Origin of the sequence: Deinococcus indicus (assembly GCF_002198095.1) — a bacterium.
Taxonomy (GTDB): Bacteria; Deinococcota; Deinococci; order Deinococcales; family Deinococcaceae; genus Deinococcus; species Deinococcus caeni.
Genome location: NZ_NHMK01000009.1, coordinates 817,541 through 829,683, shown reverse-complemented (window position 1 = coordinate 829,683; position 12,143 = coordinate 817,541). Strand labels below are relative to the sequence as shown.

The 12,143-nt window shown below is 70.6% G+C and carries 14 protein-coding genes; 9 read left to right on the top strand and 5 right to left on the bottom strand.

Translation table 11 applies throughout. From position 1 onward, the window contains the following. Positions 1 to 16 precede the first annotated feature (16 nt). Positions 17 to 1,006, top strand: coding sequence for an aldo/keto reductase (locus tag CBQ26_RS06470; protein WP_088247693.1), 990 nt, complete (start codon positions 17 to 19; stop codon positions 1,004 to 1,006). Between the two features lie 163 nt (positions 1,007 to 1,169). Here the strand turns inward: CBQ26_RS06470 and CBQ26_RS06465 are convergent, their stop codons facing one another. Further along, the gene (locus CBQ26_RS06465; protein WP_088247692.1) at positions 1,170 to 1,652 is read right to left on the bottom strand and encodes a MaoC family dehydratase; all 483 of its coding nucleotides are present in this window, start codon (positions 1,650 to 1,652) and stop codon (positions 1,170 to 1,172) included. Positions 1,653 to 1,711: 59 nt separating this feature from the next. Further along, on the bottom strand, positions 1,712 to 2,581 hold the full coding sequence (locus CBQ26_RS06460; protein WP_172417937.1) for an HpcH/HpaI aldolase/citrate lyase family protein: 870 nt from the start codon (positions 2,579 to 2,581) through the stop codon (positions 1,712 to 1,714). Between the two features lie 158 nt (positions 2,582 to 2,739). Between CBQ26_RS06460 and CBQ26_RS06455 the strand changes: the two genes are divergently transcribed. The 4 genes from CBQ26_RS06455 (at position 2,740) to CBQ26_RS06440 (ending at position 6,527) form a co-directional block, all read left to right on the top strand. Next, the gene (locus tag CBQ26_RS06455; RefSeq protein WP_088247691.1) at positions 2,740 to 3,363 is read left to right on the top strand and encodes a hypothetical protein; all 624 of its coding nucleotides are present in this window, start codon (positions 2,740 to 2,742) and stop codon (positions 3,361 to 3,363) included. 214 nt (positions 3,364 to 3,577) lie between these two features. Beyond that, the gene (gene aspS, locus CBQ26_RS06450) at positions 3,578 to 4,915 is read left to right on the top strand and encodes an aspartate--tRNA(Asn) ligase (protein ID WP_088247689.1); all 1,338 of its coding nucleotides are present in this window, start codon (positions 3,578 to 3,580) and stop codon (positions 4,913 to 4,915) included. Positions 4,916 to 5,056: 141 nt separating this feature from the next. After that, a complete protein-coding gene (locus CBQ26_RS06445) occupies positions 5,057 to 5,707 on the top strand; it encodes a hypothetical protein (RefSeq protein WP_088247687.1) in 651 nt (216 codons plus the stop codon). Between the two features lie 40 nt (positions 5,708 to 5,747). After that, entirely contained in the window at positions 5,748 to 6,527 is a 780-nt protein-coding gene (locus CBQ26_RS06440; protein WP_088247685.1) for an alpha/beta hydrolase family protein, read from the top strand. Between the two features lie 38 nt (positions 6,528 to 6,565). Here the strand turns inward: CBQ26_RS06440 and CBQ26_RS06435 are convergent, their stop codons facing one another. From CBQ26_RS06435 to CBQ26_RS06425, 3 genes are all read right to left on the bottom strand, one after another. Then, a complete protein-coding gene (locus CBQ26_RS06435) occupies positions 6,566 to 7,246 on the bottom strand; it encodes a spermidine synthase (protein WP_088247683.1) in 681 nt (226 codons plus the stop codon). Positions 7,247 to 7,325: 79 nt separating this feature from the next. Continuing rightward, a complete protein-coding gene (locus CBQ26_RS06430) occupies positions 7,326 to 7,853 on the bottom strand; it encodes a chromate transporter (protein WP_088247682.1) in 528 nt (175 codons plus the stop codon). Then, entirely contained in the window at positions 7,850 to 8,467 is a 618-nt protein-coding gene (locus CBQ26_RS06425; RefSeq protein WP_229844026.1) for a chromate transporter, read from the bottom strand. The genes CBQ26_RS06430 and CBQ26_RS06425 overlap by 4 nt, the downstream gene beginning before the upstream one ends. 300 nt (positions 8,468 to 8,767) lie before the next feature. Between CBQ26_RS06425 and CBQ26_RS06420 the strand changes: the two genes are divergently transcribed. The 4 genes from CBQ26_RS06420 (at position 8,768) to CBQ26_RS06405 (ending at position 12,084) form a co-directional block, all read left to right on the top strand. Next, positions 8,768 to 9,784, top strand: coding sequence for an ABC transporter ATP-binding protein (locus tag CBQ26_RS06420; RefSeq protein ID WP_088247679.1), 1,017 nt, complete (start codon positions 8,768 to 8,770; stop codon positions 9,782 to 9,784). A 47-nt stretch (positions 9,785 to 9,831) separates the two neighbouring features. Next, positions 9,832 to 10,581 carry an ABC transporter permease gene (locus CBQ26_RS06415; protein ID WP_088247957.1) on the top strand — a complete coding sequence of 250 codons (750 nt, stop codon included), beginning with the start codon at positions 9,832 to 9,834 and terminating at the stop codon, positions 10,579 to 10,581. 103 nt (positions 10,582 to 10,684) lie between these two features. After that, on the top strand, positions 10,685 to 11,473 hold the full coding sequence (locus CBQ26_RS06410) for an ABC transporter permease (RefSeq protein WP_088247677.1): 789 nt from the start codon (positions 10,685 to 10,687) through the stop codon (positions 11,471 to 11,473). Further along, on the top strand, positions 11,473 to 12,084 hold the full coding sequence (locus CBQ26_RS06405) for a hypothetical protein (protein WP_088247676.1): 612 nt from the start codon (positions 11,473 to 11,475) through the stop codon (positions 12,082 to 12,084). The genes CBQ26_RS06410 and CBQ26_RS06405 overlap by 1 nt, the downstream gene beginning before the upstream one ends. Positions 12,085 to 12,143 lie beyond the last annotated feature (59 nt).

The following is a 12,143-nucleotide window of genomic DNA, read 5'->3' as shown; positions in this document are numbered from 1 at the left end:
TCGTTACAGTCACTCCATGACCACCAACCCACTTCACCAGCGGCCCCTGGGCCGCAGCGGCCTGAGCGTCACCGAGATCGGCTACGGCGCCTGGGGCATCGGCGCCGACATGTGGAAAGGCGCGCAGGACGACGAGAGCCTCACCGCCCTGCGCCGCTACGTCACCCTTGGGGGCAACTTCATCGATACCGCCATGGGTTACGGCAGCGGCCACAGCGAACGCCTCGTCGGGCAGGTCGTCCGCGAGCACCCCGGCACCCTCGTCGCCACCAAGATCAGCCCCCTGAACATGCAGTGGCCCGCCGCGCCCACCACCACCGCCGACCAGGCCTACCCCGGCGAGTACGTGATCCGCATGACCGACGAGAGCCTCGCCCGCCTGGGCCTCGACACCATCGACGTGCAGCAACTCCACGTCTGGAACGACTCCTGGCTGGGCCAGGGCGACTGGCAGGACGCCGTGGCCCAGCTGAAGAGGGACGGCAAGGTCCGAGCCTTCGGCATCAGCGTCAACGACCACCAGCCGCACAACGCCGTCGCCGCCGTCGAGGCCGGGGCGGTGGACAGCGTGCAGGTCATCTACAACGTGTTCGACCAGTCCCCCCAGGACCGCCTGCTCGACGCCTGCCACGCCCACGGCGTCGGCGTGATCGTCCGCGTCGCCCTGGATGAAGGCAGCCTGACCGGCACCCTCACCGCAGACACCACCTTTCCCGAAGGCGACTGGCGCAACGGGTACTTCGGCGGCAACCGCCTGACGCAGCTGCAACCCCGCCTGCGCGCCATCGAACAGGACCTCGGCATCCGCACCGACGGGCTCGCCGAGACCAGCCTGCGCTTCGTCCTGAGTCACCCCGCCGTGTCCACCGTCATCGTCGGGATGCGCTCGGTCCGCAACGTGGAACGCAACGCCACCCTCGCGGACGGCCAGGGCCTCCCGGCCGAACAGGTGCGCAAACTCCACGCGCACCGCTGGGACCGCAACTGGTACCTCCCCGCCGAGTAAGACGGACCCGGCTTGAAGGGTTGCCGCCACCCTTCAAGCCGAGCGAAGCGAGTGGGAGCGAAGAGGATTCCGGGCGAGGAGTGGGCAGGCTGGCGTTTTTCCGGGTTGTCTACGAAACAGACGGAATCCCTTTCGCTCCGGCTTCAACGCGCCCGCCGGACCCTCACCCCGTCGCGGTGGGCCTGCGCTGCATCAGCGCGGTGCGCTTGCACTTTGCCACCACCTCGCCCCGCTGGTTGATCGCGCGGTGCTCCACGATCACGATGCCCGCGTCCGGGCGGCTGCGGCTCTCGCGGACTTCCAGCACCTGGGACTCGGCGCGGATGGTGTCGCCGTGGAACACGGGTTTCGGGAAGGTCACGTCGGTCAGGCCCAGGTTCGCGACCAGCGTGCCCAGCGTCAGCTCGTGCACGCTGAGGCCCACCAGCAGGCTCAGGGTGAGCAGGCTGTTCACGAGTGGCCGCCCGAACTCGGTGCCGGCCGCGTACTCGTGATCCAGGTGCAGCGGCTGCGGGTTCATGGTCATGGTCGTGAAGAACACGTTGTCCGCCTCGGTCACGGTGCGCGTGACGCGGTGCCGGATGAGGGTGCCGGGCGTTAGTTCCTCCAGGTAACGCCCCTGCGGGCGGTTCAGGTCTTCATTCACGGGTGCCTCCGGCGGTTAGTGGGGAGAAAATGGGGAGTGGATCGTGGTGTTCCCACGGCTTACCGGGCACGGCCGACCTCCTGCGCGAGGATGGCGCGTGCGGCGGCCAGCATGGGTTCATCGACCATCTGGCCCTCGAAGCTGAAGGCGCCGTGGCCCTGCGCGGCGGCGTCGTGCGCGGCGGCGAGGAGGGCGTGGGCGCGCGTCCTCTCGGCGTCGGTCGCGCCGAACAGGTCGTGGGCCAGCGCCACCTGCGCCGGGTGGATGCAGAGCTTCCCGGCATACCCGAGGGCGCGGCCCAGCGCCCCGTCCTCGCGGAAGCGGTCCGGGTCGTTCAGGGCGGTCACGACGATGTCCAGTGCGGGCACGCCGGTCAGGCGGGCGGCGAGCGCCACCTGCGAGCGGGCGTACAGCACCTCCAGGCCGCCGGGAGTGCGCCGCCCACCCAGGTCGGTCGTGTAGTCCTCCGCACCGAAGTACGCCCAGCGCACGGCGTCTTCACGCAGGATCTCGTGGGCGTTCCACACGCCGGCCCCCGTTTCCAGGCCCGCCAGCAGCGGCAGGGTCAGGCCGTGCGTGGCCAGCGCGTTCATGACCAGTCGCACGTCGGCGGCGCTCTCCAGTTTCGGGATGACCACCCCGGCCAGTTCCGGGGTCAGCACGTTCAGGTCCTCGGCAAAGTACGGCGAGTGCGGGGCGTTCACGCGCAGGAACACCGGCAGGTGCGGCGCGGCGGCCATCAGATCCCGCGCGGCGTCCCGCGCGACCGGGCGGGCGGCGGCCTTCGCTTCCGGGATGCCGGGCACGGCGTCCTCCAGGTCGATCACCACGGCGTCCGGCTGCGCGCGCGGCAGCTTGGCGATCAGGTCGGCGCGGTTGCCCGGCGCGAACAGCAGGCTGCGCGGGCGGGCCAGTCGGGCGCCACTCAAGCGGACCACCCGGCGCGGGCAGACAAACGAACGTTCGTTGACATGCCCCGAGGATAGCGGCTCCGGTGAAACCGGGAAGTGGGATGCGGATGTGCCGTTCTCACATCTGCTTGAATGCCCCCGGCGAATGCAAGAAATTTAACACCATGATAACCAGAGTGATCATTCTGCTCGCAGCTCTGTACGGCCTTTGGACCTACGGAATCGACGGTATCCGCATCAGCCTCCAGGGCCGTACCCCGCAGACGTACACCGCGCAGCAGGTCATCGACAGCGGCGTCGGCGGCGCCCGGTACGTGCGCATCACGGGGTTCACGGACGGCACCTACGTCTACCAGACCCCTGACAAGGACAGCGACGACAAGACCCGGATTGTCAACCGCATCGAGTACGCCCTGCTGCCGGAGCAGGAATTCAAGGACAGTGTGGCCGCCGTCATGAGCGGCGAGTCGCATGTCACGCCCATTCACATCATGGCCAGCGACAGCCGCGTCAGTTCCGGGTGTCAGGCAGAGGAGAAAGAAGGTGGTGACGGCTGCCTCACCATGGGCGAACGCACCATTGAGGGAATCGTCCGTACTGGCCCGGACGCACTGACCAGCGAGACACGTGACCTGTTCAACGAGGGCGGCGAGTACAGGGTGAGTGACAACGTCCTGTACATCACCGAAGGCGACCGGCCCTCTGCCCTGTGGGTGCCGATCCTCGTGACGGTCGGGCTGACCCTCCTGAGCCTGCTGATGCTGCTCACGTTCGTCCCGACCGGACGCCGCGACAGCTGACCCGGACACTGACCGACTGCAGGTGGCTGCCCGTGCCTGCCTAGTTTCCGGCATTGACCCGGTGTGGGGGCGGCGCGTACACTTCCCGGCATGAACGCGGCGAGCAACAACAACGTGAATGATGATCCCTGCTAGGGGACGTCACGCCGCATACCGCGCCCCCGACCCCACCACGGAGTCGGGGGCTTTTCCATGAACAAGGAGACGACAGCCCATGACCACCCCAGCCACCCCCGAACAGCCCGCCCAGCAACGCCTGCCCCGCACCCTCACCCGCGACCTGAGCAGCCACGACGGGCAGACCGTCCGCCTGCAGGGCTTCGTGCATGCCCGCCGTGACCTGGGCGGCGTGCAGTTCGTGGTGCTGCGCGACGTGAGCGGCGTCACGCAGTGCGTGGGCAGCGGCCTGACCCTGCCGCTCGCGGAGAGCAGCGTGGAGGTCACGGGGACCGTCAAGGCGCACCCCAAGGCGCCCGGCGGGTTCGAGGTGCAGATCAAGGAATTCCGCGTGATCAGCGCCGCCGTGGAGGCCAGCCCGGTCGAGATTCCCAAGATGGAATGGAACGTCAACCCGGAAACCATGCTCGACTACCGCGTGGTGACCGTGCGCGGCCTGAAGGAACGCGCGGCGCTGAAGGTGCAGGCCGAACTGGTCGCCGCGTTCCGGGATCACCTGATGACCGAGGGCTTCACCGAGATCAGCACGCCCAAGATCGTCTCGGCCGGCGCGGAGGGCGGCGCGAACCTGTTCCCCATCGACTACTTCGGGCACCCGGCCTACCTCGCGCAGAGCCCGCAGCTGTACAAGCAGATCATGGTCGGCGTGTTCGAACGCGTGTTCGAGGTCGCGCCCGTCTACCGCGCCGAGGAGCACGCCACCAGCCGCCACCTGAACGAGTACCTGAGCCTGGACGTCGAGATGGGCTTCATCGAGGACGAGGAGGACGTCATGAGCCTCGAAAACCGCCTGCTGGCCAGCATCATGACCCGCCTGAAAGCCAGCGCGCAGCCCGAGTTCGACCTGCTGGGCGCCACCATCCCCGACGTGCCCGCCCACATCCCCCGCATCACCCTGCTGGACGCCCGCGCTCTGGTCACCGAGAAGTACGGGCACGTGGTCGGCGGCAAGGACCTCGACCCGGAAGCCGAGCGCCTGCTGTGCCAGCACTACGCGGAAACCGAGGGCAGCGACTTCGTGTTCGTCACCAAGTACCCCCGCGCCGCCCGCCCGTTCTACGCGCACCCGGACAGCAACGCCGACGGCAGCCTCAGCGGCGAGATCACGCGCGGCTTCGACCTGCTGTTCCGGGGCATCGAGATCACGTCGGGCGGCCAGCGCATCCACGACCACGCCATGCTGATGGACTCCATCGCGGCGTACAAACTGAAACCCGAGACGCTGGAAGGCTACACCGAGGTCTTCAAGTACGGCATGCCCCCCCACGGCGGCTTCGCCATCGGCGCCGAACGCCTCACCGCCAAACTGCTGGGCATCAGCAACGTCCGCTACGCCCGCGCCTTCCCCCGCGACCGTCACCGGCTGACGCCCTGAGGGGCGTGGTTGATGGCCGATAGCTGATGGTCGATGGCTGAGAGGCAGGCTCGCCCCGTGACGGGTGGGCCTGTTTTCGGTTGCGGGCGGGTGTACGCTGGAACCGTCCCTATCCAGCCCCCCGGCCCCGGAGGAACCCCCATGCGCGCACCTGCCGTTCGACCCGCCCTGATCCTGAGCGCCGCGCTGCTGGGCTGCGCCGGCACGCACGCGCTGGCCGCCTGCGACCCTGCCGGATTCATGCCGTCCGGCACCCGCACGTACCGCCTGACCACGCAGGGCCAGAGCAGCACCTTCACGTCCCGCGCCCAGGTGAAAGGGAACACCGTGACCGTCCAGACCACCACGGGCGGCCAGACCACCAACAGCACCTGGACCTGCACGGGCAGGGGCATGACCGCCACCATCGGCGCCGGCCGGGGCGACCTGTGGCTGGAGTCCGGGTTCTACCCGCCCACCTCGGCCTGGAAGGTCGGGTACGCCTGGACCAGCGACGGGAAGATGCAGGCCAGCGGCGGCATGAACATGCAGAGCCGCACCCGCAGCCGCGTTGCCGCGCAGGAGAAGGTCACCACGCCCGCCGGGACGTTCACCGCCCTGCGCGTCGAGACGACGACCACCACCACCATGACCCCGCCCGCCGGGACGGACCTGCCGCCCGGCATGGACCTGAACAACCTGATGGGCGGCGAGACCCGCAGCACCGCGTGGTACGTGCGTGGCGTCGGTCTGGTCAAGCAGACCATTCCGTCCGCGCAGTTCAGCATGGTCCTCACGAAGTACACCCGCTGAATCTGGCCGGCCGCGCCGCGACTGGGCTACCATTCCCGGCATGACCGACCCCACCCGAGGCAGCAACGAACAGGCCCTGAACGAGGAATTCGCGCAGTTCAGCGTGGACGGGCAGCGCCTGTACGGCCTGCTGCACCGCCCCACCGGCGACGCGCCCGCGCAGGGCTGGCCCAGCGTGGTCATCCTGCACGGCTTCACCGGCAACCGTGGCGGCGACCACCGCCTGCTGCCGCTGCTGTCCCGTTTCCTGGCGGCCAGGGGCGTGGCCAGCCTGCGCTTCGACTTCCGGGGCAGCGGCGAGAGCCACGGCGATTTCAGCGAGATGACCGTCACGCGGGAGGTGCAGGACACGCAGGCCGCCTTCGAGTACCTGCGCCGCCAGAGCGGCATCGACCCGGAACGCACCATGCTGCTGGGCTTCAGCATGGGCGGGCTGGTCGCCGCGCTCAGCGCGCCCCTGGTGCGCCCGCACCGCCTCGCGCTGTGGGCGCCCGCCCTGCCGGAGCTGTGGCTGCCGTTCCTGCGCGGCGGCTTCATCCCGGCCACCGTCACCGACTACAACGGCTGGCCGCTGGGCCGCGAGTTCCTTCAGGAAATGACCCGCCTGCGCCCCCTCGAAGCCGCCGCCGCGTGGCAGGGCGAGGCCCGCGTCTTCCACGGAGACGCCGACCAGACCTGCCCCCCCGAGTTCGGCGTGCGGTACGCCCAGGCGCTGCGTTGCGAGGCGGTCGCCATTCCCGGCGCGGGCCACACCTTCGACTCGCTGGAACAGGTGGACCTGCTGTACCGCGAGACGGCGCGTTTCCTCACCGGGAGCTGAGGGGAAAGAGGGGAGTCTCCCTCCCGCCCCGCCACTGCCTACCCGTCCGAGCGGGCGACCCAGATGGTGTGCCACGCGCCCCGACCCTCGCGGGCGCGGGCGCGGCGCACCTCGGTGTGATACCCGGCCCTCTCCAGCGCGGCCGTGAAGCGCGGCACGGCCTCCACGCTCCAGACGGCCAGTAGCCCGCCGGGTGTCAGGGCGGCGCGGATGGCGGCCAGACCGCGCGGCGAGTACAGCCAGTCGTTGCCGTGCTGGGTCATGCCTTCCGGGCCATTGTCCACGTCCAGCAGGATCGCGTCGAAGGTCCGCCGCGAGGCGCGGATCAGGTCGGCCACGTCGCCCATGTGCACGCGGGTGCGCGGGTCGGTCAGCGGGTACCCGGCGGCCTGCCCGAGCGGCCCCCGGTTCCAGTCCACGACGGCGCCCACGAGTTCCGCGACGGTGACGGTCGCGTCCGGCCCGGCGCTGCGCAGCGCGGCGGCCAGCGTGAACCCCATGCCCAGCCCGCCCACCAGGACGTGCGCGGCGGCGCGGCCCGCCACCTGCGGCACGGCGTACTCGGCGAGCGCCTCCTCGCTGGCGTGCTGGCGGCTGTTCATGAGTTCGCTCACGTACCCGCTGATGCGGATGCTGAACTCGTTCTCCCGCTGCCACAACTCCAGCTGGTCGGGACTGCCGGGAATGGGCGCGGCGCCCAGCGGCACCCAGGCTTTCAAGCGCGCACCGCGCGGGGGGAGGGAAGGGGGAGGCGGGGGGAGACGAACAGCATCCGGCCAGTGTACCTGCCTGCCCTGCCTACAGGCCGATCAGCGCGCCCAGTGCGGCCGCGCCGATCACGACCAGCGCCGGGTTCACGCGCGTACGGGTCAGCAGCGCGAACGCGGCGGCGGCGATGACGGCCCCCGCCACGCTCTGCACGCTGCCGCGCGCCAGGACCAGCACCCCGGCCAGCAGCACGCCCCCCCCGAACGGCAGCAGGGCGCTGCGGATGGTGGGCAGCCACTTCCAGCCCAGCAGCCGCCTCCAGGCAAGGGCGGCGGCGGCGCTCAGCAGGGCGGTGGGGCCGTAGAAGCCCAGCGTGGCGGCGGCCGCTCCGGCCCACCCGCCCGCCGCGAAGCCGTAGTGGGTCATGGCCAGCATGTTCGGTCCCGGCATGATCTGCCCCAGCGCGAACCCGCTGGCGAGCGTCCCCGGCGTGATCCACTGCCGCTGACCGACCAGGACCCGTTCGATCTCGGCGAGGTTCGCCCCGCCGAAACTGATCAGGCCCAGCCGCGTGAAGGTCAGCAGGATGTCCAGCCAGTTCGCGCCCGCGTCCGTCACGGCTGCTCCTGCGGGCGGGGGCGGTGCAGGATCAGGCCCGCACCCAACACGACCGCCAGCACCGGCAGCAGGTCCAGGCGCAGCAGCCCGATCCCGGCGAAGGTCGCCAGGGCCAGCGGCCACCCGCCGCGCAGGCCACCCACGACCCGCAGGACCGGCAGCGCCGCCGTGAGCATGACCGCCAGGGCCGCGCAGGCCGCGCCGCGCAGCGCACTCTGCAGCGGGGCGGGCAGCCCGCCGGGCAGACCCAGCGTGACGACCGTGACGGCCAGCATGGCGATCAGTCCGGGCGTCAGGACCCCCACGACCGCCCAGAGCGCGCCGGGCCAGCCGCGCAGGCGCGCGCCGATCATGGCGGCCAGATTCACGGCGTTCGGGCCGGGGGTCAGTTGCGCCAGCGTGTACGTCTCCGCGAAGTCCAGTTCGGTCATCCAGGCGCGGCCCAGTGCGGCGCGGCGCATGTGGGCGGGCAGGCCCCCGCCGATCCCCACCATCGCCACGCCCGCGAACACCCGCAGCAGGTCCGCGTGCGTGGGCATGACCGGAACCGGCGCCGGTGGGTGGTGGGGTGCGTCCTCCGGCGGGGCAGGCGGCGGGGCGGCGGGAGCACTCATCTGAACTCCGGTTGAACATCGTTCAACCCGAGCAGCGCGACTCGTAGAGCTGCCCCGCAGAGCAGGAGAGAAGCGGATTCCGGGCGTGGAGTTGGCACCCCGGTGCCGTGCCGGGGTGTGAACGCAACAGACGGAATCCGTTCCATGGCCCGAGGCTACTCCCGGTCCTGCCGGGCGGGCGTGACTGTCGGGGGAACACCCGTGCACGCAACGCACGCAATTCCACCCCAGCCGGGGCACTACGCCAACTGGCTGATTCCGCGCGCCTGAATTCGCCCGTGGCGTATCCTGCGAGACACGATGACCACCTCACCCCCGGACCCCGCCGTGCACGTCCGCGACCTGCGCAAGGCCTACGCCGTCCACGAGAAGGAACCCGGTTTCATGGGCAGTCTGCGCTCCTTCGTGAGCCGAAAGACCCGGCAGGTCGAGGCGGTGCGCGGCGTGAGTTTCGACCTGCACCCCGGCGAGGTCGTGGGGTTCCTCGGGCCGAACGGGGCGGGGAAGACCACGACGCTGAAGATGCTCTCGGGCCTGCTGCACCCCTCGGGCGGCGAGGCGCGCGTGGCGGGCTTCGAGCCCCGGCGGCGCGAGGCGGCGTTCCTGCGGCAGATCACGCTGGTCATGGGGCAGAAGCAGCAGCTGATCTGGGACCTCCCGGCGCTGGATTCCTTTCTGGTGAATCAGGCAATCTACGAGATCCCGGATGACCAGTACCGCGCGACCATGCGTGAATTCACGGACGTGCTGGGCCTGGACGGCATCCTGAAGAAGCAGGTGCGCAAGCTGTCGCTGGGCGAACGCATGAAGTGCGAACTGGCCGCCGCGCTGCTGCACCGCCCGAAGGTGCTGTTCCTGGACGAACCGACCATCGGGCTGGACGTGAACATGCAGGAGAGTGTGCGGGCGTTCGTGCGCGACTACAACGAACGTCACGGCGCGACCGTGATCCTCACGAGCCACTACATGGCGGACGTGACCGCCCTGGCCCGCCGCATCCTGGTGATCGACCAGGGGGCGCTGGTGTTCGACGGGGACCTAGGCAGTCTGGCCGGGCAGGCCGGGGCGGGGAAGACCATCCGGCTGCAACTGCGGTCCCCCGTGACCGCCCAGGCCCTCGCCGGGTACGGGCAGGACGTCAGCGTGGACGGCCTGAGCGCCCAGCTGCGCGTGCCGCGCGCCGAGGTCAGCGAACGCGCCGCGCGGCTGCTGGCCGACCTGGACGTGGCCGACCTGACGGTCGAGGACCCCAGCATCGAGGCGATCATGGCCGACCTGTTCGGGCACCGCACGCCCCCCGCCCTGGAGCGCGCGTGAGCCGCCTGAACACCGCGCGGGTGCTGTTCGCCACGCGCTTCGCGGAGATGGCCGAGTACCGCGCCGAGGTCGTCATCTGGATGCTGTCCGGCACGCTGTCGCTGGTCATGATGCTGGTCTGGATGGCGCAGGCACAGGCGGCGCCCGGCGGGCAGATCCGCGGCTACGACGCGGCCGGGTTCGCCACGTACTTCCTGAGCACCTGGCTGGTGTCGCAACTGCTGGTCGTGTGGGTGGCGTGGGAACTGGACTTCGAGATCCGGCAGGGCACCCTGTCTGCCAAGCTGCTGCGCCCGCTGGACCCCATGTGGACGCACTACGCCTCGCACGTCGCCGAGCGGCTGGTGCGGCTGGTGCCCATGCTGGTGCTCGTCACGGCGTTCGCGCTGCTGTCCGGCGCGCGCTTCACGACCGAGTGGTGGGCGTACCCGGCCGCGCTGGGCCTCGCGGCGCTGGGCTTCACGGCGCGTTTCCTGTACGAGTACGCCATCGGGCTGCTGGCCTTCTGGACCGAGAGCAGCACCAGCTTCCAGGAACTCGCGTGGCTGGTGTACGCGGCGCTGGGCGGCATGTTCGCCCCGCTGGACTTCTACCCCGCCTGGGTGCAGGCCGTGGCCGTCTGGACGCCGTTTCCGTACATGCTGGGCCTGCCCGCGCAACTCCTGGCGGGGAAGGCCGGCCCCGAGGACGCCCTGCGCGGCGCGCTCGTCATGCTGGGCTGGCTGGTCGTGTTCTGGTTCCTGCGGCTGGCCGTCTGGCGCGCCGGCCTGAAGAAATACGGCGCGGTGGGAGCATGAAGGGGGTCGATGGTGAACGGTTGATGGTTGATAGAGGCTGGTGTGCTCCTCCATCAGCCATCGACCATCAACCTTCAACCCGCGTCACGCCCCGGAGGGTCGCGTGAGCCGCTACCTGCGGCTGCTGCGGATCTTCACGGGCGCGACCCTGTCGGCGCAGCTGGAGTACCGCGCGAATTTCGTGGGGGCGCTGCTGGCCAGCCTGGGCGAGGTGGGCGTGGCGCTGCTGGGCCTGGGGATCGTGTTCGGGCAGCCGGGGATCAGCAGCGTGGGCGGCTGGTCGTTCCGGGAGGCGTTGCTGGTCACGGGGTTCTTCATGCTGACCGAGGGCGTGATCAGCGTGTTCATCCAGCCGAACATGAGCAAGATCGCGGACGCCATCCGCACCGGCAGCATGGACTTCACGCTGCTCAAGCCCATCGACGCGCAGTTCGGGGTGAGTACCCGGCACCTGAACGTGCTGCGCGCCCCGGACCTGCTGATCGGGCTGGGCCTGATCGCCTATGCCGCGTCGGGCCTGAGCGTCACGCCGGGCGGGGTGCTGGGCGCGGCGCTGCTGTACGTGTCGGCGGTCGTGATCGTGTACTGCATCTGGCTGGCCCTGAGTACCACGGCGTTCTGGTTCGTGAAGACGCAGAACGTCGCGGAGCTGTTCAACGGCGTGTTCGGCGCGGCCCGCTTTCCGGTGTCCGCCTTCCCGCTGCCCGTGCGGGCCTTCCTGACGTTCGTGGTGCCGGTGGCGTTCATCACGACCGTGCCGGCGCAGGCCATGACCGGCGAACTGGCCTGGGGCGCGGCGCTGGCGTCGCCGGTCGTGGCAGCCGCGCTGTTCGTGGTGACCCGCCTGTTCTGGCTGCGCGCGGTGGGCAGTTACACCAGCGCGAGCAGCTGATGCCCACAGGTCCGGGAACCGGGGAGGCCCCCACCTGGGAGGCCCCTACCTGGCAGGCACTGGGCCTGAGCCGCCCGCGCGCCCTGCCCCTGACCGACGCGGCCCGCGCCCGGCTGGCGCACCTGACCGAACTGCGCGACATCGACTCGCCCGCCGCCGCCGACCGCGCCGGGGCCGAGTACGCCGGGGAACGCTGGCTGGCGCCGGACCTGCGGGGCGTGCGGCCCTGGCTGCCGCCGGACACGCCCCCGCGCGGAGTGGTGCGCGCCGTGCTGGACAGCGAGTGGACCGGATTCCTGGCGTTGCTGGGCGAGTACGGCCCGTGGGTGTACGCCGCCGACGTGCGCGCGTTGCAGGAGCTGTCCGGCTCGTACGCGGCGCTGGTGCAGGCCGCGCAGACCGCTCCCGAGGATGTGGCGCTGCGCGCCGCACACCGGTCGCGTCAGAATGCGCCGCACCACACCCTGCTCGTGCGGCTGGAGGCGACCCCGTACCGCCGCCCGGCCCGCTCCGCGCCGGACGCGGCCCACCTGACGGCGCTGGAGGGAGCGTTCTGGGCGCAGGTAGCCGGGCAGGCCGCCCGTCACCGCGCCGCGCGCTCCCGCCCTTGAGCTGGCGTTCATGTGCGGCGTGAATGTCGGCTGTCCCTTACTCCACCCGGCCCGGCGGC